This is a genomic window from Geodermatophilus sp. SYSU D00696 (genome assembly GCF_054050235.1).
The window spans coordinates 14187-39224 of sequence record NZ_JBJGYY010000042.1 but is presented as its reverse complement, the minus strand read 5'-3'; the positions used below and the strand labels follow the sequence as shown (position 1 = coordinate 39224).

The window sequence follows — 25038 nt, the reverse complement described above, 5'->3', positions numbered from 1 at the left end:
CCCCCCCCCCCCCCCCCCCCCCCCCCCCCCCCCCCCCCCCCCCCCCCCCCCCCCCCCCCCCCCCCCCCCCCCCCCCCCCCCCCCCCCCCCCCCCCCCCCCCCCCCCCCCCCCCCCCCCCCCCGGGGCGAGGGCGGCACGGACTTCCGGTGAGGTCGGGCACCGCGGGACGAGGTCGGGCACCGCGGGACGAGGACGGTCGGACGCCCGCACGAGGTGAGCCCCGTCACCCCGACCCCGGCCGCGTCGCGCCCCGCACGTCGGTCGACGGCGTCCCACCGCTGGTGGCGGACGTGAACGGGCCGCTCAGCGGCCCGGTCGGCGGGCGGCGCGCCCCACGGGAGGACCGCAGGTCAGCGGGCGGCACCCTGGTTACCGACGGGTAACCTCTGCCCGTGCCAGCTATCGTGCTGGTCGCGCGGGCACAGGCGCCCGCGCGGATCCGCCGCCGGTCCGCGGACCGGTCGACGACGGCGGCGAGACCCCTCTCGCGCCGTCCGTGCGGACGGGACCAACCGACGCCGCGAGGCGTGGGGAGAGGGAATCATGACGGGCCCCCTGCAGGTCGTGCTGGGCACGATCAGCGTGCTGTTCCTCATCGTGTCGGTCGTCCTGGCCTACCGGGCGGTGCGGGCGATGGTGCGGATCATCCGCACCGGCCAGCCGGACTCCACCCGCAACGGGCCACTCGGCACGCGGCTCAAGACGCTCGCCGTCGAGTCGCTCGGCCACACCCGGATGCTCAAGTGGTCGGCCATCGGCGCCGCCCACTGGTTCGTCTTCGTCGGCTTCTACGGCCTGTTCCTCACGCTGGTCGAGGCCTTCGGCGAGGTCTGGAACCCGGCCTTCCACCTGCCGCTGATCGGCGAGTGGAGCCTGTGGAACCTCTTCGCCGACCTCATCGGCACCGGCACGATCATCGGCATCCTCTACCTGATCTACCGGCGCCAGAAGGACCACCCGCGCCGCCAGGGCCGCACCAGCCGCTTCGCCGGCTCCAACGAGGGCCGCGGCTACTTCGTCGAGGCCGTCGTCCTCACCGTCGGCGTCTGCATCCTGCTGATCCGCGCGCTGAAGATCTCCTCGGACCTCACCGACGCCCCGGCCTGGTCGCACCCGGTCTCGGGCCTGCTGGCCACCGTCCTGCCCGACAGCCCCGACCTGCTCAGCGTCGTCGCCTTCGTCAAGATCGTCGTCTCGCTGGTGTGGCTCGTGGTCATCAGCCGCACGCTCAACATGGGCGTCGCCTGGCACCGGTTCAGCGCCTTCCCGAACATCTACTTCAAGCGGGAGGCCGACGGCGGCGTGGCGCTCGGCCCGCTGCAGCCGATGACCTCGAACGGCAAGCCGATCGACTTCGAGGACCCCGGCGAGGACGACGTCTTCGGCCGCGGCAAGATCGAGGACTTCACCTGGAAGGGGATGCTCGACTTCACCACCTGCACCGAGTGCGGGCGGTGCCAGAGCCAGTGCCCTGCCTGGAACACGGGCAAGCCGCTGTCTCCCAAGATGGTGATCATGGACCTGCGGGACCACCTGTACGCCAAGGCCCCGTACCTGCTCGGTGAGAAGACCGCGGCCGAGACCGCCCCGGACTTCGACGTCCTCAAGCCCAGCGACGAGCAGGTCTGGGCGTCGGGCTACGCCCGCATCGAGGGCACCAACGACGCGCAGGCGCACCGCCCGCTCGTCGGCACCCTCGAGGAGGGCGGGGTCATCGACCCCGACGTCCTGTGGAGCTGCACGAACTGCGGCGCCTGCGTCGAGCAGTGCCCGGTCGACATCGAGCACGTCGACCACATCGACGACATGCGCCGCTACCAGGTGCTCATCGAGTCGAACTTCCCGTCCGAGGCCGGCGTGATGCTGCGCAACCTCGAGAACCGCGGCAACCCCTGGGGCGTGAGCCCGAGCACCCGCGAGGACTGGATCAAGGAGGTCGACTTCGAGGTCCGCATGGCCGACGGCCCGCTGCCCTACGACGTCGAGTACCTGTTCTGGGTCGGCTGCGCCGGCGCCATCGACGACCGCGCCAAGAAGGTCACCAAGGCCGTCGCCGAGCTGCTGCACACCGCCGGCGTCGAGTTCGCCGTCCTGGGCTCCGGCGAGACCTGCTCGGGCGACCCCGCCCGCCGCATGGGCAACGAGTTCGTCTTCCAGATGATGGCCCAGGAGAACGTCGAGACCCTCAACGGCGTCTTCGAGGGCCGCGTCCCGGGCACCCGCAAGATCGTCACCACCTGCCCGCACTGCTTCAACTCGCTGGGCCGCGAGTACCCCCAGGTCGGCGGCGAGTACGAGGTCGTGCACCACACCCAGCTGCTCAGCCAGCTGGTGGAGGAGGGCCGGCTCACCCCGGTGAGGCCGGTCGACCGCAAGGTCACCTACCACGACCCGTGCTTCCTCGGCCGGCACAACAAGGTCTACACGCCGCCGCGGGAGATCCTCGACAGCGTGCAGGGCCTCTCCACCCAGGAGATGCACCGCTGCAAGGACCGCGGCTTCTGCTGCGGCGCCGGCGGCGCGCGCATGTGGATGGAGGAGAAGATCGGCAAGCGGATCAACGTGGAGCGCACCGAGGAGGCCCTCGGCCTCGACCCGGACGTCATCTCCACCGCGTGCCCGTTCTGCATCACGATGCTGTCGGACGCCCTCACGTCGAAGAAGCAGAACGGCGAGGCCGCCGAGCACGTCGAGGTCCTCGACGTCAGCCAGATCCTGCTCCGCTCGATGGCGCCGGCCGGCACCCCGGGCACCGAGCACGGCGCCGAGGTCGGCACCGCCGACGACGACGTCGCGGGCACCGGCTCGGCCGCCACGGGACACCGCCCGGCCCAGTAGACCGAGCGCGTCCACGAGACGGACGCCACCGGCGAGGCACTCCTCGCCGGTGGCGTTCGCCGTCTGCGGGGCCGTTCCCTCCGGTAGAACACGCGCCGTGCTGCTGCAGCTGCGGGTGACCGTGCCGCCCGACCGGACCGACGACGTCCGCGACCTGTTCGACCGCTGTCCCGGGACCGCCCACCTGGCCGTGCTCCCGGGCGCCTCGGTCAGCCCGCTCGGAGACCTGGTGCTCGCCGACGTCGCCCGCGAGTCCGCCGACGCCCTGGTGGCCGGGCTGCGCGAGCTGCACGTCGACCGGGACGGCGCGATCGTGATCGAGGCCGTGGACACCGCGGTGTCGGCGACCGCCGAGCGGGCCGAGGACGCCGCACCCGGGGACGGCTCGGACGCCGTCGTGTGGGAGCAGGTGGTGCGGACGACGGCCGCCGACTCCTCGCTGTCGGTGGCCTACCTGTCCTTCCTGGCCATCTCGACGCTGCTGTGCGCCGTGGCCATCGTCAACGACTCGGCGATCCTGCTGATCGGCGCGATGGTGCTCGGGCCCGAGTTCGGACCGCTGGCCGGCCTCGCCGTCGCGCTGGTGCACCACCGCCGCGGGGTCGCGCGGGCCGCGGCGCGCGCGCTGGGCACCGGGTTCGCCGTCGCCGTCGTGGTGACCGCCGTCGCCACCCTGGTCGCCCGGTGGCTGGGCTGGGTCGGCACCGGGGTGCTGACCATGGACCGGCCGCAGACCGGCTTCATCACCGCGCCGGACCACTGGTCGGCCGTGGTCGCGGTGCTCGCCGGGATCGCCGGCGTGCTGTCGCTCACCTCGGCCAAGAGCGGCGCCCTGGTCGGCGTCTTCATCTCGGTGACCACCGTGCCGGCCGCCGCGGACATGGCCGTCGCGCTGGCCCTCGGCGGCTGGGACGAGTTCGGCAGCGCCACCCTCCAGCTGGGCATCAACGTGGTCGGCATCCTCGTGGCCGCGGTGGTCACCCTGGCGCTGCAGCGGTCCCTGTGGCAGCGCGTTCCCCAGGTCGCGCCGCGCCTGGAGCCGGTGGAGCGGACCCGGCTGCGCGCCTGACACGTGACTGGTTGCACAGTGCATCCGCTTGCGGGTGGGAACGGGGCGGGGCGCACCATCGACGGGTGACCCGCACCGCCCCCGCACCCGCCCCGGCGCCGACCGCGAGCGACCGCCGGCGCGGCCTGCTGCTGATCGCGGTGGCCATCGTGCTCACCGCCGCGAACCTGCGGACGGCGGTCAGCTCGGTGGGGCCGGTGCTGGAGGAGCTCGAGCGGGGCCTGGGGGTCTCCAGCGCGGCGGCCGGCGTGGTGACGACGATGCCGGTGGTCTGCTTCGCGGCGATCGGCTTCGCCGGTCCTCCGCTGGCCGCCCGGTTCCGCGACGCGCACGTGCTCGCCGGCGCACTGCTCACGATGGCCGCCGGGCTGGTGCTGCGCGCCGTCGTCGACTCCTTCCCGCTGTTCCTCGTGGGGACGACGCTGGCGATGGCCGGCGGCGCGCTGGGCAACGTGCTGCTGCCCGGCCTGGTCAAGCGCTGGTTCCCCGAGCGCACCGGGCTGCTGGTGGGCGCCTACAGCGCGAGCATGGCCATCGGCGGTGCGGTCGCCGCGGTGAGCACCGCACCGATCGCCGCCGCGGTGGGGCCCGGCGGCTGGCGCTGGGCGCTGGGGATCTGGGCGGTGCTCGCGCTGCTCGCCGCGCTGCCGTGGTTCCTCACCCCGCACCGGCCGGGCGCCTCCCGGAGCGCCCACCGGTCGGTGCCGATGGCGCCGCTGCTGCGCAGTCCGCTGGCGCTCACCCTGGCCGCCTTCTTCGGCCTGCAGGCGATGCAGGCCTACGTGGTCATGGGCTGGTCGGCCCAGTACCTGCGCGACTCCGGCCTCAGCGCGGCGACCGCCGGCCTGCTGCTGGGCGTCAACTCGGTCGTCGTCATCCCGATCAACGCCGTGGTCCCCTCGCTCACCGTGCGCCAGCGGTGGCAGCGGCCGCTCCTGCTGGGCTTCATGGCCTGCTACGCCGTCGGCTGGACCGGCCTGTGGCTGGCCCCGCGCACCGCGCCGTGGCTGTGGATGAGCGTGCTCGCCGTCGGCATGGGCACCTTCTCGATGGTGCTCACGCTGCTGGGCATGCGCGCCCGCACGCCGGAGACGGTGGCCGCGCTCTCCACGGTCACCCAGGGCTGGGGCTACGTCCTCGCCGGCACCGGCCCGCTGCTCGTCGGCGTGCTGCGCGGCGTCACCGGCGGCTACACCGGCATGTTCGCGCTGGTCGCCGTCGCCACGGTCGGGCTCACCGTCACCGGCCTGCTGGCCACCCGGGCCCGCTTCGTCGACGACGAGCTGCCCGGCTGGTCGCCGGCGGGGGTCAGCCCTGCGGACGCTGCGTCGCCGCGCGGGTGAAGTTGCGGAACGACCGGGACGGCGTCGGGCCGCGCTGGTCCTGGTAGCGGGAGCCGTACACCGCCGAGCCGTACGGGTGCTCGGCCGCCGTGGTGAGCCGGAACAGGCACAGCTGACCGATCTTCATGCCCGGCCACAGGGTGATCGGCAGGTTGGCCACGTTGGACAGCTCCAGCGTGATGTGGCCGGAGAAACCCGGGTCGACGAAGCCCGCGGTCGAGTGCGTGAGCAGTCCCAGACGGCCCAACGAGCTCTTCCCCTCGAGTCTCGCTGCCAGGTCGTCGGGGATCGAGACCACCTCGAGCGTGGAGCCGAGCACGAACTCGCCCGGGTGCAGCACGAACGGCTCGTCGCCGTCCGGCTCGACCAGCGTGGTCAGGTCGTCCTGCTGCTGCGCGGGGTCGATGTGGGTGTAGCGGGCGTTGTTGAACACCCGGAAGTAGCGGTCGAGCCGGACGTCGATGCTCGAGGGCTGCACCAGCCCCGCGTCGTGCGGCTCGATGCCGAGACGCCCCTCGGCGATCGCGGCGCGGATGTCGCGGTCGGACAGCAGCATGGCGCGGAGTCTAGGGAGGGGACCGCCGCGGTCCGCCGCAGCGGCGGGTCGGGACCTTGGTCCCCTCCTGCGGGTCTCGGGTCGCGCCCGGACCGGCCCTGCCGATACCCGGGAGAGGACCGATCGACCCAGGAGGACACCGCGGTGCTGGACACCCACCCCCGGACCGGGACACCGCGCGCCGGCCGCCCCGCCGTCCGGCCGACCGGTGAGGAGCGGTTCTTCGCGCCCGAGGAGGTCATCGTCTCCAAGACCGACACCCGCGGCGTCATCACCTACGCCAACGACGTCTTCCTCCGCGTGGGGGCCTACACCCGCGACGAGGTGATCGGGCAGCCGCACAACCTCATCCGGCACCCCGAGATGCCGCGAGCGGTGTTCACGCTGCTGTGGGACACCCTGGCCGCCCGGCAGGAGCTGTTCGCCTACGTCGTCAACCTCGCCGCCGACGGGGCGCACTACTGGGTGCTCGCGCACGTCACCCCCTCCTACGGGCCCGACGGCGCGGTGGTCGGCTACCACTCCAACCGCCGCCGGCCCTCGCGCCGGGCGGTGGACCGGGTCCGCCCGCTCTACCGGAGCCTGCTGGCCGAGGAGCGGCGCCACCCCACCGCCCGGGCCGCCGTCGCGGCGTCCTCGGCGCTGCTCGACCGGCTCGTCGCCGAGCAGGCCGCGTCCTACGAGGACCTGGTCTGGGCGATCATCAGCCAGGAGGAGAACTGACGTGGGCCGCTCCCGGAACCGCTCCGACGCCGAGGAGCTCGAGGTCTACCGCGCCTTCGTCCGCGGGCTGACCGAGACCTGCGAGGCCGCCGCCCGCGGCGACCTCGAGGCCCGCGCCGTCCCCGTCGCCGGCTCCGAGGCGGTCCCCGACCTGGTCGCGCTGCAGCACGGCGTGAACCGGGCGCTCGACGTCAGCGACGCCTTCGTCCGCGAGTCCGGTGCCGCGCTGACCTCCGCCGCCGAGGGCCGCTACCACCGCAGGGTGCTGCTCACCGGCCTGCACGGCGCCTACCGCCAGGCGGCCACCGACATCAACGCCGCCCGCGACGCCATGCGCGCGACCGCCGGCCGGGTCACCGACGCCCAGACCTCGCGGCTGCGGCTGGCCGACGAGTTCGAGTCCGTCGTGCTCGCGATGAGCGAGCAGGTGGCGACGGCGGCGACGGAGATGAGCGCCTCGGCTTCCGGCCTGACGACGGCGTCGTCGGCGGCGTCGGACGCGGTCGGCGCCGCCTCCACCACGCTGACCTCCCTGACCCGCACCTCCGCGGAGATCCGCCAGGTCATCGCGCTCATCGAGTCGGTCGCCGCGCAGACCCGGCTGCTGGCGCTCAACGCCACCATCGAGGCGGCCCGGGCGGGCGAGGCCGGCACGGGCTTCGCCGTCGTGGCCTCGGAGGTCAAGGACCTCGCCGACCAGACCGCCCGGGCCACCGAGCGGGTGACCGCGCAGGTCGAGGCCATCCGCGCCGCCTGCGACGAGGTCACGGCGGTCATCGGCTCGGTGGGGACGACGGTGGGCGAGATGAACGGCCTCGTGGACGGCATCGCCGCGGCGGTCGACGGCACCGCGTCCCTGGGCGTCGCGGGCACCGACGTCACCGGGCTGTCCCGGATGGCCGAGCAGCTGCGCTCGGAGGCCACCGGGTTCCTCGCGGAGATGCGGCGCTGAGCCGGGCCGACGGGGCCGTCCCCCGTCCGGGCGCTCCCGGGCGGACCCCCAGCTCCCGCATGTACGGTGCAGGAAGTCGGTGGCCGGTGCGGCCACCAGGCCCTGGCGCCGCCGCGGAGCTCCCCTCCGCCGCCGGCGCCGTCGTGTCCTGGGAGGTGCGCGTGACCCCGGATCCCGCCGCGGGGACCGGGACCCACGGCACCGGGGCACCCGCCGTCGAGGACGTGTTCGCCGGCGGCAGCGAGAACGGCCGGCTCATGGCGGCGCTGGACTGGGCGGCGACGCCGGTCGGGCCGGTGGACACCTGGCCGGCGAGCCTGCGCTACGCCATCCGCACGGTGCTGGTCTCGCGGTTCCCGATGATCCTCACCTGGGGTCCGCGGTACACCCAGTTCTACAACGACGCCTACGCCACGCTCATCGGCGCCAAGCACCCCGCCGCGCTCGGCGAGGACCTGCGGGTCACCCTGGCCGAGGGCTGGGCCGCGCTGCAGGAGCCGGTCGAGCGGGCCATGGCCACCCGTGAGGCGTCCTGGATCCCGCAGCTGCTGCTGCTCCTGGAGCGGGCCGGGTACCGCGAGGAGACCTACTTCACCGTCTCCCACGCCCCCGCCTTCGGTGACGACGGCGAGGTGGCCGGCATGCACGCGGTGTGCACCGAGGTCACCCGCCAGGTGGTCGCCGAGCGCCGGCAGCAGCTGCTCCACGAGGTGTCCGCCGCGGCCGGCCGCCGCGAGGACGAGCACGACCTCGCCGTCCGGGTCTGCGCGGCGCTGGCCACCGACCCGCTCGACGTGCCCTTCGCCGCGGTCTACCTCACCGAGGACGGCGGGACGCAGCTGCGGCGGGTGGCCACGGTCGGGGTCGACGCCGCCCGGGTGCCCGCGTCCACCCGGCACGCCGGGGACCTCGACGACGTCGCCGTCGCGGGTCTCGGCGTCACCGGCGGCCCGTTCGGGGACCCGGTCACCGACGCCGTCGTGCTGCCGCTGACCGCCGGGGCGGGCCGCGAGCCGGTGGGTGCGCTGCTGGTCGGCGTCAGCCCCGCCCGGGCGCTGGACGCGGAGTACCGCACCTTCCACGAGCTGCTGGCCGGGCAGCTCGCCGGCGCCGTCGCCGACGCCCGGGCCTACGCCAGCGAGCGCGCCCGGGCCGAGGCGCTGGCCGAGCTCGACCGCGCCAAGACGACGTTCTTCGCCAACGTCAGCCACGAGCTGCGCACGCCGCTGACCCTGCTGCTGGGGCCGATCGCCGACGTCCTCGCCGAGTCCGGCGCGGAGCTCCCGTCCGCCGTCCACGACCAGCTGACCCTCGCCCTGCGCAACGGCCAGCGCCTGCAGCGGCTGGTCAACGACCTGCTGGAGTTCGTGAGCATCGAGGCCGGGCGCACCGCGCCGGTGCGGGTCGCCACCGACCTCGCGGCCGACACCGCCGAGCTGGCCGGCGTGCTGCGCGCCGCGGCCGAGCGGGCCGGGCTGACGCTGACCGTGGACTGCCCGCCGCTGGGCCGCCCCGCCGCGGTCGACCCCCGGATGTGGGAGAAGGTCGTCCTCAACCTCGTGGCCAACGCCGTCAAGTACACCTTCGTCGGCGGCATCACCGTGGCGCTCACCGCCGAGGACGACGAGGTGGTGCTGCGCGTCTCCGACACCGGCGTGGGCATCCCCGCGGACGAGCTGCCGCACCTGTTCGACCGGTTCCACCGGGTCGCCGACTCCCCGGCGCGCAGCCGCGAGGGCACCGGCCTGGGCCTGGCCATGGTGCGCGAGCTGGTCGAGCTGCACGGCGGCACCGTCGCGGTGGCGAGCCGGCCCGGGGTCGGCAGCACGTTCACCGTCCGGTTGCCCTTCGGCGAGCCGGACACCGACGCGCCGCCCCTGCCCACCACGGCCCCGGTGCGGGCCGCCGCGCTCACCCCGTGGGACGACGACCTGGGCTGGCAGGCCGGCACCCCCGTCCCGGCGCAGCCGCTGGGGACCGTCCTCGTCGTCGACGACAACGCCGACATGCGGGCCTACCTGACCCGGCTGCTGTCGCCGTCGTGGGTGGTGCGGACGGCGACCGACGGCGCGGAGGCGCTGGCCGACGCGATCACGGACCGGCCCGACGTGGTGCTGACCGACGTGATGATGCCGGGGCTGGACGGCTTCGCCCTGCTCAAGGCGCTGCGTGCGGAGCCGGCGACCCGGGCGGTCCCGGTGGTCATGCTCACCGCGCGGGCCGGCCAGGAGGCCGCGGTCGAGGGCTTCGACGCGGGCGTCGACGACTACCTGCCCAAGCCGTTCGAGTCCGCCGAGCTGCTCGGCCGGCTGCGGTCGGTGCTCGAGCGCGCGCGGGGACGCCGGGAGGCCGGACCGCCGCCCCCCGTCGTGACCGGCGCCCGCCCGGTCGCGGCCGCTCCCCCACCGCGCCCGCGCGCCGGTGAGCCGGCCGGTCCGGTGGACGTCCCCGCTGCCCCGTCCGCCGAGGCGGGAGACGAGGCGGACGGGGTGACCCGGACCTGGCGCTTTCCGTCCAGCGCCTCCTCGATCCCGCCGTTGCGGCGGCGGCTGAGGGCGCTGCTGGCCGAGGCCGGCCTGGCGGAGGACCGCGCCTACGACCTCGTGCTGGCAGCCTGCGAGGCGGCCACCAACGCCATCGAGCACGCGCAGGACCCGGCCGAGCCGGTGGTCACGGTCCGGGCGACGGTGCGCGACGGCGCGGTCGAGCTCGAGGTGCGGGACACCGGCCAGTGGCGGGAGCGGACGTCGAGCATGGACCGCGGCCGCGGCTCGATGCTCATGAGCGCCTTCGCCGACGTCACCGCCGTCCCCGGTCCGGCCGGCACCACGGTCACGATCCGCAGCCCCCGCCCCGAGCGCTGACCACACCCCACCGAGGGGTGGGTCCTGACCGGACGGGGTCCGGTCTTGCTACTCTGACGATCGGCCCTGGGCCACCGCGGGTGTAGTTCAATGGCAGAACATCAGCTTCCCAAGCTGACAGTGCGAGTTCGATTCTCGTCACCCGCTCTCACCGCCCCGCCGGCGTCTTCGGCGAGCGGCATCCTCCACCGGTCCCTCCTGCGTGCCGGCACGGCCGTGGCCGCCCGGCGACGACACACCGGGCGGCACAGTCAGATGACTCAAGCCGGCACGGGCGCCGGGAGACGCGGTGCGCGTGGCACCGATCCCCGGGTCCCCGGCCCCACCCCCGGTCCCGGGCCGGTCGAGAGTCGAACGACCGATGCCCGGCCCTCCTGCGGGTCCCCAGGCTCGTCCTCGTCGCCCGATCGAGGATGGAGACCACCATGACCGAGGCATCGTCCGCCGCGGGCCAGGCCCCGACCGTCGCGCTCGTCCACGGCGCCTTCGCCGACAGCGCCGGCTGGAACGACGTGGTGAGCGCCCTGCTCGCCGCCGGGGTGCGCGTCCAGGCCGTCTCGAACCCCCTCCGGGGGATCGAGTACGACGCCGCGTACGTCGCCAGCGCCCTCGGCCAGATACCGGGGCCCGTGCTGGCGGTCGGCCACTCCTACGGGGGCGCCGTCATCACCAACGCCGCGCTCCGGGCCGGCAACGTCGTCGGCCTGGTCTTCGTGGCCGCCTTCGCCCCGGACGAGGGCGAGGCCCTGCAGGAGATCGAGGCCGACTCCAAGGACAGCGTCCTCAACTCGGCGCTCCTCCAGTGGCAGTACCCGGGCGAGGGCGGGCAGACCGAGGTCGAGTTCGCCATCGACCCCGAGCAGTACCACGACGCCTTCGCGGCCGACGTCTCCGAGCAGCAGGCGCGGGTCATGGCGGCCACCCAGCGGCCGATCTCCGCCCGCGGCTTCACCGAGCGGACCGGCACCCCGGCCTGGCGCAGCCTGCCCTCGTGGGCGATCGTGCCGACCTCCGACCGGGCCGCCGGCAGCGACGTCGTGCGCCGGATGGCCGAGCGGGCCGGGGCGACCATCACCGAGGCCGAGGGCTCGCACGTGATCATGGTGACCCAGCCCAAGGCGGTCACCGAGGTCATCCAGCAGGCGCTGGCCGCGCTGGCGGGGTAGTCACCGCCCCCGGACCGGGCCGTCGCGACCGCCCCCGTCGCGACGGCCCACCCCGCTGGCAGCCTGGACCGCGTGCAGCCGACCCCAGCCGTCCTCGACGCGCTCGCCGCCCGGCTGCGCGCCGCAGGCTGCGTGTTCGCCGAGGACGAGGCCCGCGTGCTCGCCGACGCCGCCACCACCCCCGCGGAGCTGGCGGCGACCGCGGCCCGCCGCGTCGCCGGCGAGCCCCTGGAGCACGTGGTGGGCGCTGCCGGGTTCTGCGGCCTGCGGGTGGCCGTCGGCCCGGGCGTCTTCGTGCCCCGGCAGCGCACCGCCGCCCTCGTCGCGCGGGCGGTGGCGGTGGCCCGGGCCGTACCCGCACGCCGCCCGGTCGCCGTGGACCTGTGCTGCGGCAGCGGCGCCGTCGGCCTGGCGCTGGCCACCGCCGTGGACCTCGCCGAGCTGCACGCCGCCGACGTCGACCCCGCGGCGCTGCCGTGGGCCCGCCGCAACCTCGGTCCGGTCGGCGGGGTCGTGCACGGCGGGGACCTCTACGACGCCCTGCCGGCGCGGCTGCGCGGCCGGGTCGACGTCCTGGTCGCCAACGCCCCCTACGTGCCCACCGGGGCGATCGGCCTCCTGCCGCCCGAGGCACGGCTGCACGAGCCGCGCCGCGCCCTCGACGGCGGCGGGGACGGGCTGGACGTGCACCGGCGGATCGTCGCCGGCGCACCGGGCTGGCTGGCGCCCGGCGGGGTGCTGCTGGCGGAGGTCGGCGCGGACCAGGCGCCGGTGCTCGCCGGGCTGCTGGCGCGGGCGGGCCTGCGGGCCGACACGAGCCCGCCCCAGGAGGACGGGACGACCGTGGTCACCGGGACGCTCCCCAGGATTTCGTGCGACTGAGTTCCGGTATCTGGGCCCTTGTGCCCTGTCCGGTCGGAGAGTGCCGGGTCATGATCCGGTCATGGCCGCCGAACCCCCCGTCGAGCCACCCCTCGAGTCGATCAGGCTGGTCCCCCTGCTGCCTCGCCGCCCCGGGCCGTCCTTCCTGGTGGACGTCGACGGGTCCGCGACCGCCCACCGCGCCCTCGTGTGGGCGCTGCGCGAGGCCGCCCGCCGGGAGGGCACCGTGCTGGCCGCCGCCGCCGTCGACGTGCCCGCCGAGGACCCGCTGACCGGGCGTCCGTCGGCCGAGGCCGCCCGCACCGCGGCGCTCGCCCAGGCCGAGGCGTCGGTGGTCCGCGCCATCGCCGAGACCGGCGTGACCGGTCGCGTCCGCACCGTCGCCGTCGAGCGGCCGCTGCTGGACACGCTGGCCAACGCGTGCCGGGGCGGGGACCTGGTCCTCGTCGGCGCCACCGGCCGCACCCTCCTGCGGCCGGTGGCGCCGCGCTTCCCGGGCCGCCGCCTCGCCCCCGGCGCGTGAGCGCTCCCGCCCCACGCCCGGCCTCCTCGGGACGGGCCCTGACCCCGCCCGGCCCGGAGGACGCCGGGGCCGGTGAGCCCGCGTTCGCCGCTGCCGTCCGCGCCGTCCGCGCCGTCGCGGCGGGCGGCCGCCTGGAGGCGACGCTGCGCGACGTCGTCGAGGCGGCGGTGGCGCGGGCCGACGCCACCTACGGCGCCCTCGGGGTGCTCTCGCCCGACGGCCGGCGGGTGGACCGTTTCGTCATCGTGGGCATCGACGCCGAGACGCAGGTGGCCATCGGCCGCCCGCCGGCCGGCGCCGGCATCCTCGGCCTGCTGGTGGAGCGGCCGGTGCCCCTCCGGCTCGACGACCTGGGGACGCACCCGGCGTCGGTCGGCTTCCCCGAGGGGCACCCGCCGATGACCTCGTTCCTGGGCGTGCCGGTCCGCGTCCGCGACGCGGTCTTCGGCAACCTCTACCTGACCGAGAAGCGCTCCGGAGGCTCCTTCACCCCCGCCGACGAGGAGGCGGTCGAGGCGCTGGCGGAGGTCGCCGGGCTGGCCATCGAGAACGCCCGGCTCGCCGAGGCCGCCGAGCGGCGGCGCGCATGGGTGCAGGCGGCGACGGAGGTGTCCACGGCCCTGCTCTCGGGCGACGAGCTCGACGAGGTGCTGCCGGCGCTGGTGCACCGGGTGGCCGCGCTCAGCGACGCCGACGGCGCCGCGCTGCTCGTCCCGCGGGAGGACGACACCGGCGCCCTGACCATCGCCGCGGTGGCCGGTCCCCTGTCCGGGGACCTGGAGGGCGTCCGGGTGCCGCTGGCCGACACCCACGTCGGCCGGGTGCACCGCTCCGGCACCGCCGAGCTGCTCGACGACGTCCGCGTGCAGCCGGTGCTGGGCCGGCACGCCGAGGTGGCCGTGGAGCTGACCGCCGGCACCCGCTCGGCGCTCGTCGTGCCGCTCGGCCCGGCCGTCGGGACGATCGTGTGCCTGCGCGCGGCCGAGCGGGAGCCCTTCGACGCCGAGGTCCTCGACGCGCTGGCCTCCTTCGCCGCGCAGGTCGCCCTGGCCCTCGAACTGGCCCGCAGCCAGCGCCGCGAGCGGCGGCTGCAGGTGCAGGCCGACCGCGAGCGCATCGCCCGCGACCTGCACGACCACGTCGTGCAGCGGATCTACGCGACGGCGCTGAGCCTCGACCGCGTCGCCCGGTCGCTGGAGGAGGTCGACCCCTACGCGGCCCGCCGGGTGGAGCGCAGCGTCGACGAGCTCGACGAGACCATCACGCAGATCCGCTCGGCCATCTTCGAGCTCAACGACCGTGACGCGGTCCCGGAGGCGCTGGGCCGGCGGCTGGCCGACGTCGTGTCGCGGGTGACCGAGGGCTCGGGCGTCGACTGCCGGGTGGCGCTGCACGGCGACGTCGACGGGGTGTCCGGCGCGCTGGCCCACGACCTGCTCGCGGTGGTGCGCGAGCTGGTGAGCAACGTCGTGCGGCACGCGGCGGCGACCCGGGTGACGGTCACCGTGGACGCCGGCCGCCGCTCCGGGGACGACGTCGCGGTCGTGGTGACCGACGACGGCCGGGGCCTGCCCGCGGTCCCCGTCCGCAGCGGCCTGGCCAACCTCGAGCAGCGGGCCCGCCGCCGCGGGGGCGGGCTCGCGGTCACCGGCGATGCGGGCGGCACCACGGTGACCTGGCGGGCGCCCCGGGCCGGCGGGCGCTGACCGCGCCGGATCAGCCGCGGGGGCGCCGTCCGCGCAGCTCGGTGGCGAGGATCGCGGCCTGGGTGCGTCGCTCGAGCCCGAGCTTGGCCAGCAGGTGGCTGGTGTAGTTCTTCACCGTCTTCTCGGCCAGGCCCATGCGGTCACCGATCTGCCGGTTGGTCAGCCCCTCGCCGATGAGCCCGAGCACCGTGCGCTCCTGCTCGGTGAGCCCGGCCAGCCGGCGGTCGGTGCCGGGCCGGGCCGGGCGGCCGGGGGTCCCGCTCAGCGTGCCGCCGGCCGCGACGGTGTGCACCGCCGACACGAGGTCGGCGCCGCGCACCTGCTTGACCAGGTACCCGGCGGCTCCGGCGCCCAGCGCCGAGGCGACCGCCTCCTCGTCGGCGTAGCTCGACAGCACCAGGCAGGAGCAGCCGGGCACCCGCTCGCGCAGGGAGCGGACGACGTCGGCGCCGTCCCCGTCGGGCAGCCGCATGTCGACGATGGCGACGTCGGGCCGGACCGCGGGGCCGCGGGCCAGCGCCTCCGCGGCGGTCCCGGCCTCGCCGACGACCACCAGCGCGGGGTCGTCCTCGAGCAGCTCGGCCACGCCGCGGCGGACCACCTCGTGGTCGTCGACGAGGAACACCCGGATGAGCGGCAACGCTGCGGCCATGGGCGCCTCCCTCCCTGACCGTGCCGGCGGTCACAGAGGGTAGCGCCGACGAGGGGTCCTGGGCCGTTACTCCGGCACGAGCAACGCTGCGTACAGGGTCAGCCCCGGGCCGAAGGCCATGGCCACCACCGGGCCGTCGACGTCGGCCAGTTCCTGCAGCACCAGCAGCACGGTGGCCGACGAGCAGTTGCCGTGCTCGGCCAGCACCCGGCGGGAGGCGCCGACCTGCTCCTCGGTCAGCCCCAGCTCGTCGCGGACGACGTCGAGGATCCGCGGGCCGCCCGGGTGCACCGCCCAGCCGGCGACGTCCTCGACCCGCAGACCCGCTCCCCCGAGCAGCTCGGTCACGACGTCGCCGACGTGTCGGGAGAGCACGTCGGGCACCCGCGGGGACAGCCCCATGCGGAACCCGAGATCGGTGACGTCCCAGGTCATGTGGTCGGCGGTCGACGGGTCGGTCCGGGCGACCACACCGGCCAGCCGCCGGCCGCGCCCGGCGGCGGGCTCGACGACGACGGCCGCGGCGGCGTCGGAGAACAGCGCGTGCGCGACGACCTGGTCGAGGTCCCGCTGCGCCGGCTGCACGTGCAGGCTGGTCAGCTCGCAGCACAGCAGCACCGCGGGGCGGGACCGGGCGGTGACGAAGTCGCCCACCGCCGCCAGGCCCGGGATCGCCGCGTAGCAGCCCATGTGCCCGACCAGCAGCCGCTGCAGCCCCGGCGGCATGCCGAGGTCGCTGGCCAGCCGGATGTCCAGGCCGGGGGTGGCGTAGCCGGTGCAGGTGGCGACGGCGAACAGGCCCACGTCGCCCGGCGCGAGGCCGGCGGCGTCGAGCGCGCCGGCGACCGCCTGCTTGCCCAGCGGCAGCGCCTCCTCCACGTAGCGGGCCATGCGGGCACCGGTGGTCCAGGAGCTGAGGTCCTCGTCGATCGGGTTCGCCACCGCGTGCCGCGTGCGCACCCCGGCACTGGACCAGATGCGGCGGGCGGCGCGGACGCCCTCGTAGTGGCGGGCGAAGAACCCCTCCCACGCGGCGTCCTGGTCGAGCGGCGCCGGCAGGGCGGCACCCGCCCCGGTCAGCAGTGCGGCGCTCACCCGCGCGGACCCGGGACGAACGTGCTGCTCACGTGCGGGGTCATCGCCCGACCGTACGGCCGGGCAGCCCGGTCCGCTCCCGCGGGGGGCGGGCCCTCGCCGGCCGGCGGGAGCCCGCGCTTGCGGCCGTAGCCGGCGAAGACGACGGCGGTCGAGCGGACCGGCTTCATGCGGACCGCCGGACGCCGGCCCAGCCGCCAGGCGACCGCGTCGCGCACCGACGGCCGCAACCCGACCAGCCGCAGGTCCAGGCCGAGGTCGTCGGCGGCGGCGAGCAGCCGCGCGCGGTCGACGAAGAGCTCGGGGTCGTGGATGCCCGGGGGCGGGCCACCCGGCAGCCGCTCGCCGACGGTGACCATGAGGAACCGCCCGATCCGGGTGTCGGCCAGGGCGTCGATGACCAGCGTGCCGCCGGGGCGCAGCAGCCGGGCGCACTCGGCGAGCACGCCGACGTCGTCCTCGACGTGCTCGAGGATCTCCCCGGCGACGACGACGTCGGCGCAGCCGTCGCGCAGCGGGACGGTGAGCACCGACGCCCGGACGGCGGTGACCCCGTGCGCCGCGGCGACCGCCAGCCCGGCGGCGCCGAGGTCGACCCCGACGTGCCGGTAGCCCAGACGCTCGACGTGCGGGGCCATGAGCCCGCCGCCGCAGGCGAGGTCGACCAGTACCGCGTCGGGGCCCTCCGCGGACGGGATGTGCTCGGCGCGCGAGGCGGCCAGCCAGTGGAGCGCGGCGAACCCGCCGGAGGCCTCCCACCACTGGTCGGCCAGCCCGTCGTACTGGGCGGGGTCGTTGCGCCGGAGCTCGCCGGTGCGCACTACTTCCTCTTGAGCGGGTCGTGGCCCCAGTTCATCAGCGAGTAGCGCCACTTCGAGGTCTCGACGTCCTCCTTCGCCGGCTCCTGCGCGAGGTGACGCCGGACGTACCCGTGGACCTTCCGCATGTGCGCGTGGTCGTCCTCGGTCAGGTCGCCCTTCTTCTTCCGCAGCAACTCGACGATCCGCCGTCCCGACGCGTGTCCCGTCGACTCGCCCGACCCGCCGCTCTTCTGCCCCACCGACTGCGACTCGTCGCTCTCGAGCCACTCCTCCAGCTCCGAGGCGCTCATGTTGACCGCCTCGGCGAAGTCCTTCTCGATCGTCCTCGGGTCGTCGTCGGCCACGGTTCCTCCTCGATCGCCTGCCCCGGCGGTACCTCCATCACGACCTCGGGAAACGGGTGTCGGAGCAGCCGCGCGGTGGGTACCGGGGGAGGGTGACCGCGAACGGAGTGGAGGTGACGAGGATCCCGCAGGAGCCGATCGCCCCGACGGCCCCGGCGGCCGCCGTCCGCAGCGCCGAGGCGCGCGGGGAGACCGTCGACCAGCTGCTCGACCGGAACCTCGCCGAGCTGCTGCAGGAGCTGCGGGTGGCGATCACCGGGGTGCAGGTGCTCTTCGCCTTCCTGCTCGGCCTGGCCTTCACCCAGCGCTTCGCCGACCTCGACGACTTCGCCCGGACCGTCTACACCGTCACGCTGCTGGCCACGGCGCTGGCCACGGTGCTGCTCATCGCGCCGGTCTCCTTCCACCGGCTGGTGTTCCGGCGGCGGCTCAAGGCCGCGCTGATCACGGTGGCCGACCGGATGCTGGTCGCGGGTCTGGCGCTGCTCGTGCTCGCCATCTGCAGCGGCGTGCTGCTCGTCCTCGACGTCGTCCTCGGGCGCAGCCCGGGCCTCGTGGCCGGCGGCGCGGTGCTGCTGGTGGCGGCGGTGACCTGGTACGGGATGCCGGTCTGGGCCCGGCGTGCGCCGGGCGCGGGGTCCCCCGACCCGCGGGGGACGGTCGACGACTCCGCAGGATGAGGGCCCGCCCACCTGCGTCCCCCGGGGGTCCCGTGTCCGTCACCGTCGTCGGCAGCCTGAACGAGGACGTGCTGGTCGCCGTCGAGCGGCTGCCCCGTCGCGGGGAGACCGTCGTCGGCCGCGGCGCCGTCCTCGCCGCCGGGGGGAAGGGTGCCAACCAGGCCGCGGCCGCTGCCCGCCTGGCGCGGGCCGGGGTCGCGATGGTCGGCCGGGTGGGCGACGACCCGGCCGGGGAGCGCCAGGTGGCCGCCCTGGAGGAGGCGGGCGTCGACACCGCGCACGTGCAGCGCACCCCGGGCGCCGCGACCGGCTCGGCCACGATCCCGGTGGAGGACGGCAGCGGTGAGAACCTGATCGTCGTCGTCCCCGGGGCCAACGCCGCCCTGGCGCCGGCCGACGTCGACGTCCCGGCCGTGCGGCGCGCCGCCGTCGTCCTGCTGCAGCTCGAGGTGCCGCTGGCCGCGGTGCAGGCAGCCGCCGACGCCGCCGCGGGGACGGTGGTGCTCACCCCCGCCCCGCCCCGGCCGCTGCCGCCCGGGCTGCTGCAGCGGGTGGCGGTGCTGGTGCCCAACGAGCACGAGCTGGTGCAGCTGGCCGGCGCCGAGCCGGGCGCGCGCTCCCCGCAGGAGCTGGCCGCCCTGGCCCGCACCCTCGGCGTGCCCGCGGTCGTGGTGACCCTCGGCGACCGCGGCGCGCTGCTCGTGCCCGGCGAGGGCCCGGCGTCGCTGCAGGCGCCGCCTCCGGTCGAGGCCGTGGACACCACCGGGGCCGGTGACTGCTTCACCGGCGCGCTCGGTGCCGCCCTCGCCCGCGGCGCGGAGCCGGCGGACGCGGTGCGCGAGGCGGTGGCGGCCGCGGCGCTGTCGACCACGGGGCCCGGTGCGCGCGGGGCCCTCCCCGACGCCGACGCCGTCCGCACGCTGCTGCCCCGGCTGCCCGCGGCCACACCGGTGGGCTGACCCGGTTCGACGCCGACCGGGCTGGGCAAGGCTCCCGGCGACCGAGTCCCGGATCCGAGGAGGACGACGTGACCGAGCCCGAACGGCCGCCGCGCACGCCCGAGCGCGCGGAGGGCGACCCCGGCGACCCGCAGACCGACGACGGCCGCACGCCCCGCGCCGAGGACCCCGCGGAGGGGGGCGACGCCGGCGGCGCCGGAGCGGACACCCCCGGCTCCTGACGGCGGGACGGACCGGTCCGCCGCGTCCGTCCGGGATCAGGTGACCTGATCGTGGCGCGTCCTCCCTCATGGTGGGACGTGGGGGAGGACGCCCGGCGGTGAGGGAGGACGGCGATCGGGCCGGCGCCCAGTCACAGCGGTCCCACCGTCCACCGGCGTCCCGAACTGCGCGTTCGCCTCTCGGCACCCAGGAGCCAGCGATCGTGCCGGTGATCCGGCGTGCCGCGAACTGATCCGTCACGGGAGGCGGCAGCATCGCCGTCGTGACCGCCGCCGCCCTCTCCCTCGCCGACACCGACGCCCCCGGCCCGGTCCGCCGCAGCCGCGCCGAGCGGGAGTCGATCGTCCTGGACACCGCGGAGCGGTTGTTCGCCACCCGCAGCTCGCGCAGCGTCGGCATGGACGAGCTCGTGCGGGAGACCGGCCTGGGCAAGATGACCGTGTACCGGCTGTTCAGGAGCAAGGACGAGCTCGTCGGCGCCTACCTGGCCCGCAAGGCCGCCACGGAGCTCGGCCAGATCGACGCGATCATCGGGTCCGAGCCCGACCCCCGCGCCGCGCTGCTGGCCGTCGTCGGGTCCGTCGAGGCCGACGTCACCCGGGCCGGCTTCCGCGGCTGCCCCTTCACCAACGTCAGCAGCGAGTACGACGACCCGGAGCACCCCGCCCGCAGCGCCGCCGCCGACTACAAGTTCGAGCTGCACGCCCGGCTGGAGCGGCTGGCCGAGGAGGTCGCCCCCGGCAGCGGTGAGGACCTCGCCGCGCAGGTGCACCTGATCATCGACGGGATGTACCTGTCGGGCGGGCTGCTGGGCCCCGACGGCCCGGCCGCGCACGGGCGCGACCTGGCCGAGCGGCTCGTGGACATCGCCGTCGCCCGGTCCGCGGCCGCCTGACCGGCCCCTCGCCGCGGCTCGCCGGGCGACGGCCGGTCCGGGACCGCAGGATGAGCCGGTGACCGTCGACCGCAGCCGCCCCGACCTGGACGACACGACCGTCGAGGGCCTGGGCAAGCTCTCCGAGGCCCTCGAGACCATCGAGCAGGCCCGCGGCCAGCTCTACGGGTTCCACCAGCACTCGGGGAAGGCCGACCTGCTCCTGCAGGACGCCGTCGAGCTGTTCCGCAAGGCCGGGCACACCGAGCTCGCCGACGACCTCGAGCGCGACCTGGTCGGCCGCAACGTCATCGCCGACCGGTGGACCTTCCAGATCGTCGAGGACTACGACGCGAACTACTGGTCGGTCTTCCGCGCCTTCGACGAGCGCGCCCGGGACGAGCTCGCCGGAGGCGACCGGCACGTCCACGAGGCCCGCATGAAGCAGCGCGAGCGGACCCAGGGACACCCCGCCCACGAGGCCGGCCCGGCGCTGGCGGAGTGACCGCCTCCGGTCGCCGCCCCGCTCCCCCGGCCCCAGACTCGGACCGGTGAGCACGCGCGAGCAGAAGATGCCCGAGCCGGAGTCCCCGCGCTCGGTCGGGCCCCTCGGCAGCAGCACGTCCGGCCCGCCGGCACCCGACTCCGACGGGCCCGAGGGCACCGGCCCGGCCGACGGCGCCGCCGGCCCGTCCTACCCGCCGGCGGAGACCGAGCCGGCGGCCCACCGCCGCGACTGACACGTACCCGCCCGCCGGTCCCGCGGCGGTTTGAGCGCGCCTCCGCGCGGACAAGATCGGGAGCGTGACCGCTCCCGGATCGCCTGCCGAGCCCCGGCCCTCCGCCCCGGGCACCGACCCGTTCGCCACCGGCACCAACCCGTACGCGACGGGCACCCCGGCGTCCACCCCCGGCACCGGCCAGCCCGCGACCCCGCCGGCCGGGACGCCGTCGCCCGCCCGGACGCCGTCGCGCGCCCGGTCGGCCGGCCGCACGCTGGGCCGGGGCCTGGCGCTGGCCCTGCTGATCGCCGTCACGGTGATCCTCGTGCTGTTCATCGTGTTCAACGGCGAGACGGTGCCGATCAGCCTGGTCTTCACCGACGTCCGCGCGCCCCTGGTGGTGGCGCTGCTCATCGCGGCCGGCCTCGGTGCCCTGATCGGCCTGCTCGCCGCCTCCGTCCTCGCCGCCCGGCGCCGCAACCGCTGACCCGCGCCGGGCCGCCCCCGGCACCATCCCGACGGCCCGGGACCGCTCGCCCCTGACCCCTGCGAGCGGATCCCGGGCCGCTCCCTTGCTCCTGGTTACCGACCGGTAATAACGTTGGTTACCGACGAGTAGCAAGCGCTCGTCGCCCATCGGCACGGGAGCAACGGAGCCAGACCGCCATGAGCCACTACACCGCGAACCTGCGGGACCTCGAGTTCAACCTGTTCGAGTTCCTCGACACCAAGGACCGCTTCGGCACCGGCCCGTTCGAGCAGATGGACGCCGAGACCGCGCGCGGCGTGCTCGCCGAGATCCGCCGGCTGGCCGAGGGTCCGATCGCCGACAGCTTCGCCGACGCCGACCGCAACCCGCCGGTGTTCGACCCGGCCACCCACTCGGTGACCCTGCCCCAGAGCTTCAAGGCGTCGGTGCGGGCCATCGAGGACGGGGAGTGGTACCGCCTGGACCTGCCCGAGGAGCTCGGTGGCTTCGGTGCACCGCACGCGCTGACCTGGGGCGCGTTCGAGATGGTGCTCGGCGCCAACCCCGCCGTCTTCATGTACGGCGCGTGGGCCGCCTTCGCCGCCGTCCTGCACGAGCTCGGCAACGCCGACCAGAAGCGGCTCGCCGAGCTCATGATCGAGCACCGCTGGGGCGCCACCATGGTGCTCACCGAGCCCGACGCCGGCTCCGACGTGGGCGCCGGCCGCACGAAGGCGGTCCAGCAGCCCGACGGCTCGTGGCACCTCACCGGCGTGAAGCGGTTCATCACCTCCGCCGAGCACGACCTGTCCGACAACATCGTCCACCTGGTGCTGGCCCGTCCCGAGGGGGCGAAGCCGGGCACCAAGGGCCTGTCGCTGTTCGTCGTCCCCAAGTTCCACGTCGACCTCGGGACCGGCGCCCTCGGCGAGCGCAACGGCGTCTACGTCACCAACGTCGAGAAGAAGATGGGCCTGAAGGTCTCCACGACCTGCGAGGTGACCTTCGGCGACGGTCCGGTGCCGGCGCGGGGCTGGCTGGTCGGCGACGTGCACGACGGCATCGCGCAGATGTTCAAGGTGATCGAGCACGCCCGGATGTTCGTCGGCACCAAGGCCATCGCCACCCTGTCGGCGGGCTACCAGGTGGCGCTGGACTACGCGCGCAACCGGGTGCAGGGCGCCGACCTCGCCGCGACGTCGAAGGACGCCCCGCGGGTGACCATCACGCACCACCCCGACGTGCGCCGCTCGCTCATGCTGCAGAAGGCCTACGCCGAGGGCATGCGGGCGCTCTACCTCTACACCGCCACCTTCCGCGACCAGGTCACCGAGGCCGAGGCCGCCGGCACCGCCGACAGCGAGCAGGCCCGGCTCGCCGCCCGCGTCAACGACCTGCTGCTGCCGGTGGTCAAGGGCTTCGGCTCGGAGCGGGCCACCGAGCTGCTCACCAGCGAGTCGCTGCAGTGCCTGGGCGGCTCGGGCTACCTGCAGGACTACCCGATCGAGCAGTACATCCGCGACTCCAAGATCGACACCCTCTACGAGGGCACCACGGCGATCCAGGGCCAGGACTTCTTCTTCCGCAAGATCGTCAAGGACGGCGGGGTCGCGCTGACCTGGCTGGCCGGCCAGATCCAGGCCACGATCGACGCGGAGGCCGGCAACGGCCGGCTCAAGGAGGAGCGGACGCACCTGGCGACCGCCCTCGGCGAGGTCCAGGCGATGCTCACGGCCATGTTCGGGCAGCTCAGCGGTGCCCAGGAGGACATGACCAGCCTCTACGAGGTCGGCCAGAACACCACCCGGCTGCTGCTCGCCGTCGGCGACCTGGTCACCGGGTGGCTGCTGGTCCGCCAGTCCGAGGTGGCGCTGGCCGCCCTGGCCGGCGAGGTGGGGGAGAAGGACCGCCTGTTCTACGAGGGCAAGCTCGCCGCCACCCGGTTCTTCGCGACCCAGGTGCTGCCGCGCCTGGCGGGCGAGCGGGCGATCGTCGAGGCCACCGACAACACGCTCATGGAGGTCCCCGAGGCCGCGTTCTGAGGCCGCGTCCTGAGGTCGTGCACTTCCGCGGACGTGCACGCCGGCACCACACCTGCCGACGGCCGTCGTCCCGATCCGGGACGGCGGCCGTCGCCGTGTGGTGCCCGGCCTCGCGCTGCGGGGTGGGGTCGGGCACCGCGGGGCGCATCCGGCCCCGTGCGGGTCGTTTTCTCGGCCGGGTGCACGGGCATGGCCCCGGGGACGGCGTCGTCGGAGCGGAGGCACCATGACCGACCCGCAGGGCAGTGACCGCATCCAGCAGGACATCCCGACCGCGTCGGGCACCGGCGACAACAGCAGCACCGGGTCCGGCTTCGAGGACGTCCCCCTCACCGCCGACGAGGCGATCGAGCGGGACGCGGCCTCGGGCGACGACCTGCCGGCCCGCGCCGACGGCGACGTCGCCCGTGCCCGGGGCGCCGGTGCGTCCGGCGAGGTCCCGGGCCCCACCCCCCGCGCCGGAGGAGGCACCGACTGATGAGCCAGACCGACGACAGCGGCTACGGCGAGTCCCCCGACACCACGGACGGGCCGACCGACACCAACATGGTCGACGGCGTCCCGGGCCAGGACCGGTCCGACGGCGGCGAGCGCGACGTCACCCTGACCACCGACGAGGACGCCCAGCGCGACGACTCGGTGGTGCGCGGCGGCAACCAGGCGGGCTGACGCCGCCCCGCCGGCCCCGGCCGACGGTGTGCCCGGCACCCACGGGGACGGCGGGGAGTGTGTGCCCGTACGCCGTGGGAGGCGGGGTGAGCGGACCCTAACGTCCTCCCATGGGCACGGAGGACCTCGCGGGGCGGCGGGCGATGGTGACCGGCGGCGGCTCGGGCATCGGCCGGGCGATCGCCGCCCGGCTGGCGGAAGCCGGTGCCGCGGTGGTCGTCGTCGACCGGGACGCCGCCGCGGCCGAGGACGTGGCCCGCGCGGTGGGCGGCACCGCGGTCGCCGTCGACCTCTCCGACCTGGGTGCCCTCGGCGGCCTCGACCTCGACGTCGACGTGCTGGTCAACAACGCCGGCTTCCAGCACGTGTCCCCACTGCACGAGTTCCCGCCGGAGGTCTTCTCGGCGATCCTGCGGCTGATGGTGGAGACGCCCTTCCGGCTGGTCCGCGGCGCACTGCCGCACATGTACGCCCGCGGCTGGGGACGGGTGGTCAACGTCAGCTCGGTGCACGGCCACCGCGCCTCGCCGTACAAGTCCGCCTACGTCACGGCCAAGCACGCGCTCGAGGGGCTGTCGAAGGTGGTCGCGCTGGAGGGCGCCCCGCACGGCGTGACGTCCAACTGCGTGGCACCGGCCTACGTGCGCACGCCGCTGGTGGAGGGGCAGATCGCCGACCAGGCCCGCACCCACGGGATCTCCGAGGACGAGGTGGTCGAGCGGGTGATGCTGGCCCCGGCGGCGGTCAAGCGGCTGATCGAGCCGGCCGAGGTCGCCGACGCCGTCGCCTGGCTGTGCTCGCCGTCGGCCGCGTCGGTCACCGGCACGTCCCTGCGCATGGACGGCGGGTGGACCGCCCACTGATGG

The 25038-nt window shown here is 75.5% G+C and carries 26 protein-coding genes and 1 tRNA gene; 22 read left to right on the top strand and 5 right to left on the bottom strand.

Annotated features, from left to right (window positions below):
• Positions 1–544: 544 nt before the first annotated feature.
• The 3 genes from ACI79O_RS20730 (at position 545) to ACI79O_RS20720 (ending at position 5251) form a co-directional block, all read left to right on the top strand.
• Positions 545–2839, top strand: a complete 2295-nt coding sequence (locus ACI79O_RS20730; protein WP_456891269.1) for a heterodisulfide reductase-related iron-sulfur binding cluster — start codon at positions 545–547, stop codon at positions 2837–2839.
• A gap of 97 nt (positions 2840–2936) precedes the next feature.
• Positions 2937–3908: a DUF389 domain-containing protein gene (locus ACI79O_RS20725; RefSeq protein WP_456891270.1), complete on the top strand. Its 972-nt coding sequence runs from the start codon at positions 2937–2939 to the stop codon at positions 3906–3908.
• Positions 3909–3973: 65 nt separating this feature from the next.
• Positions 3974–5251: a CynX/NimT family MFS transporter gene (locus tag ACI79O_RS20720; RefSeq protein ID WP_456891273.1), complete on the top strand. Its 1278-nt coding sequence runs from the start codon at positions 3974–3976 to the stop codon at positions 5249–5251.
• Here the strand turns inward: ACI79O_RS20720 and dcd are convergent.
• Positions 5217–5807 (bottom strand): dCTP deaminase, encoded by a 591-nt coding sequence (dcd, locus tag ACI79O_RS20715; RefSeq protein WP_456891274.1) that lies wholly within the window; start codon positions 5805–5807, stop codon positions 5217–5219. The genes ACI79O_RS20720 and dcd overlap by 35 nt on opposite strands.
• A 144-nt stretch (positions 5808–5951) precedes the next feature.
• Between dcd and ACI79O_RS20710 the strand changes: the two genes are divergently transcribed.
• The 8 genes from ACI79O_RS20710 to ACI79O_RS20675 all read left to right on the top strand — a co-directional run bounded on the left by ACI79O_RS20710 (position 5952) and on the right by ACI79O_RS20675 (position 14623).
• Positions 5952–6530 (top strand): PAS domain-containing protein, encoded by a 579-nt coding sequence (locus ACI79O_RS20710; RefSeq protein WP_456891276.1) that lies wholly within the window; start codon positions 5952–5954, stop codon positions 6528–6530.
• A 1-nt stretch (position 6531) separates the two neighbouring features.
• Positions 6532–7482 (top strand): methyl-accepting chemotaxis protein, encoded by a 951-nt coding sequence (locus ACI79O_RS20705; RefSeq protein ID WP_456915071.1) that lies wholly within the window; start codon positions 6532–6534, stop codon positions 7480–7482.
• A gap of 161 nt (positions 7483–7643) precedes the next feature.
• Complete coding sequence (locus ACI79O_RS20700) at positions 7644–10346, top strand: ATP-binding protein (protein ID WP_456891280.1); 2703 nt, start codon at positions 7644–7646, stop codon at positions 10344–10346.
• Between the two features lie 76 nt (positions 10347–10422).
• Positions 10423–10493, top strand: a tRNA-Gly gene (locus tag ACI79O_RS20695).
• Positions 10494–10771: 278 nt separating this feature from the next.
• Complete coding sequence (locus tag ACI79O_RS20690) at positions 10772–11512, top strand: alpha/beta fold hydrolase (RefSeq protein WP_456915070.1); 741 nt, start codon at positions 10772–10774, stop codon at positions 11510–11512.
• A 72-nt stretch (positions 11513–11584) separates the two neighbouring features.
• Complete coding sequence (locus ACI79O_RS20685) at positions 11585–12394, top strand: putative protein N(5)-glutamine methyltransferase (RefSeq protein ID WP_456915069.1); 810 nt, start codon at positions 11585–11587, stop codon at positions 12392–12394.
• A 61-nt stretch (positions 12395–12455) separates the two neighbouring features.
• Positions 12456–12917, top strand: a complete 462-nt coding sequence (locus tag ACI79O_RS20680) for a universal stress protein (RefSeq protein WP_456876365.1) — start codon at positions 12456–12458, stop codon at positions 12915–12917.
• The gene (locus ACI79O_RS20675) at positions 12914–14623 is read left to right on the top strand and encodes a GAF domain-containing protein (RefSeq protein ID WP_456891286.1); all 1710 of its coding nucleotides are present in this window, start codon (positions 12914–12916) and stop codon (positions 14621–14623) included. Before ACI79O_RS20680 ends, ACI79O_RS20675 begins: the two co-directional genes overlap by 4 nt.
• A gap of 10 nt (positions 14624–14633) precedes the next feature.
• Here ACI79O_RS20675 and ACI79O_RS20670 read toward each other — a convergent pair whose 3' ends face one another.
• The 4 genes from ACI79O_RS20670 to ACI79O_RS20655 all read right to left on the bottom strand — a co-directional run bounded on the left by ACI79O_RS20670 (position 14634) and on the right by ACI79O_RS20655 (position 17535).
• Positions 14634–15275 carry a response regulator gene (locus tag ACI79O_RS20670; RefSeq protein ID WP_456876367.1) on the bottom strand — a complete coding sequence of 214 codons (642 nt, stop codon included), beginning with the start codon at positions 15273–15275 and terminating at the stop codon, positions 14634–14636.
• A gap of 66 nt (positions 15276–15341) precedes the next feature.
• A complete protein-coding gene (locus ACI79O_RS20665) occupies positions 15342–16370 on the bottom strand; it encodes a type III polyketide synthase (RefSeq protein WP_456915068.1) in 1029 nt (342 codons plus the stop codon).
• On the bottom strand, positions 16367–17191 hold the full coding sequence (locus tag ACI79O_RS20660) for a methyltransferase domain-containing protein (RefSeq protein WP_456891290.1): 825 nt from the start codon (positions 17189–17191) through the stop codon (positions 16367–16369). Before ACI79O_RS20660 ends, ACI79O_RS20665 begins: the two co-directional genes overlap by 4 nt.
• Positions 17191–17535 carry a DUF3140 domain-containing protein gene (locus ACI79O_RS20655; RefSeq protein WP_456891292.1) on the bottom strand — a complete coding sequence of 115 codons (345 nt, stop codon included), beginning with the start codon at positions 17533–17535 and terminating at the stop codon, positions 17191–17193. Before ACI79O_RS20655 ends, ACI79O_RS20660 begins: the two co-directional genes overlap by 1 nt.
• Positions 17536–17648: 113 nt before the next feature.
• Here ACI79O_RS20655 and ACI79O_RS20650 point away from each other — a divergent pair, with 113 nt between their 5' ends.
• The 11 genes from ACI79O_RS20650 to ACI79O_RS20600 all read left to right on the top strand — a co-directional run bounded on the left by ACI79O_RS20650 (position 17649) and on the right by ACI79O_RS20600 (position 25035).
• On the top strand, positions 17649–18215 hold the full coding sequence (locus ACI79O_RS20650) for a DUF6328 family protein (RefSeq protein ID WP_456915067.1): 567 nt from the start codon (positions 17649–17651) through the stop codon (positions 18213–18215).
• A gap of 32 nt (positions 18216–18247) precedes the next feature.
• Positions 18248–19174 (top strand): PfkB family carbohydrate kinase, encoded by a 927-nt coding sequence (locus tag ACI79O_RS20645; RefSeq protein WP_456915066.1) that lies wholly within the window; start codon positions 18248–18250, stop codon positions 19172–19174.
• Between the two features lie 68 nt (positions 19175–19242).
• Positions 19243–19395, top strand: a complete 153-nt coding sequence (locus ACI79O_RS20640) for a hypothetical protein (protein WP_456876373.1) — start codon at positions 19243–19245, stop codon at positions 19393–19395.
• Between the two features lie 263 nt (positions 19396–19658).
• Positions 19659–20291, top strand: a complete 633-nt coding sequence (locus tag ACI79O_RS20635; RefSeq protein WP_456876374.1) for a TetR/AcrR family transcriptional regulator — start codon at positions 19659–19661, stop codon at positions 20289–20291.
• Between the two features lie 58 nt (positions 20292–20349).
• Positions 20350–20775 carry a hypothetical protein gene (locus tag ACI79O_RS20630; protein ID WP_456915065.1) on the top strand — a complete coding sequence of 142 codons (426 nt, stop codon included), beginning with the start codon at positions 20350–20352 and terminating at the stop codon, positions 20773–20775.
• Positions 20776–20821: 46 nt separating this feature from the next.
• The gene (locus tag ACI79O_RS20625) at positions 20822–21010 is read left to right on the top strand and encodes a hypothetical protein (protein ID WP_456891299.1); all 189 of its coding nucleotides are present in this window, start codon (positions 20822–20824) and stop codon (positions 21008–21010) included.
• Positions 21011–21074: 64 nt separating this feature from the next.
• Positions 21075–21479 carry a lipopolysaccharide assembly protein LapA domain-containing protein gene (locus ACI79O_RS20620; protein WP_456915064.1) on the top strand — a complete coding sequence of 135 codons (405 nt, stop codon included), beginning with the start codon at positions 21075–21077 and terminating at the stop codon, positions 21477–21479.
• Positions 21480–21658: 179 nt separating this feature from the next.
• A complete protein-coding gene (locus ACI79O_RS20615; protein ID WP_456915063.1) occupies positions 21659–23503 on the top strand; it encodes an acyl-CoA dehydrogenase in 1845 nt (614 codons plus the stop codon).
• A gap of 226 nt (positions 23504–23729) precedes the next feature.
• Positions 23730–23981, top strand: coding sequence for a hypothetical protein (locus ACI79O_RS20610; protein WP_456891303.1), 252 nt, complete (start codon positions 23730–23732; stop codon positions 23979–23981).
• Positions 23981–24172, top strand: coding sequence for a hypothetical protein (locus tag ACI79O_RS20605; RefSeq protein WP_456876380.1), 192 nt, complete (start codon positions 23981–23983; stop codon positions 24170–24172). The genes ACI79O_RS20610 and ACI79O_RS20605 overlap by 1 nt, the downstream gene beginning before the upstream one ends.
• A 110-nt stretch (positions 24173–24282) precedes the next feature.
• On the top strand, positions 24283–25035 hold the full coding sequence (locus tag ACI79O_RS20600; RefSeq protein WP_456891305.1) for a 3-hydroxybutyrate dehydrogenase: 753 nt from the start codon (positions 24283–24285) through the stop codon (positions 25033–25035).
• Positions 25036–25038 lie beyond the last annotated feature (3 nt).

Coding starts and splice junctions, on each gene's coding strand:
- ACI79O_RS20680 (WP_456876365.1), top strand. CDS start 12,456: ATGGCCGCCGAACCCCCCGTCGAGCCACCCCTCGAGTCGATCAGGCTG.
- ACI79O_RS20670 (WP_456876367.1), bottom strand. CDS start 15,275: ATGGCCGCAGCGTTGCCGCTCATCCGGGTGTTCCTCGTCGACGACCAC.
- ACI79O_RS20610 (WP_456891303.1), top strand. CDS start 23,730: ATGACCGACCCGCAGGGCAGTGACCGCATCCAGCAGGACATCCCGACC.
- ACI79O_RS20730 (WP_456891269.1), top strand. CDS start 545: ATGACGGGCCCCCTGCAGGTCGTGCTGGGCACGATCAGCGTGCTGTTC.
- ACI79O_RS20615 (WP_456915063.1), top strand. CDS start 21,659: ATGAGCCACTACACCGCGAACCTGCGGGACCTCGAGTTCAACCTGTTC.
- dcd (WP_456891274.1), bottom strand. CDS start 5,807: ATGCTGCTGTCCGACCGCGACATCCGCGCCGCGATCGCCGAGGGGCGT.
- ACI79O_RS20600 (WP_456891305.1), top strand. CDS start 24,283: ATGGGCACGGAGGACCTCGCGGGGCGGCGGGCGATGGTGACCGGCGGC.
- ACI79O_RS20605 (WP_456876380.1), top strand. CDS start 23,981: ATGAGCCAGACCGACGACAGCGGCTACGGCGAGTCCCCCGACACCACG.
- ACI79O_RS20690 (WP_456915070.1), top strand. CDS start 10,772: ATGACCGAGGCATCGTCCGCCGCGGGCCAGGCCCCGACCGTCGCGCTC.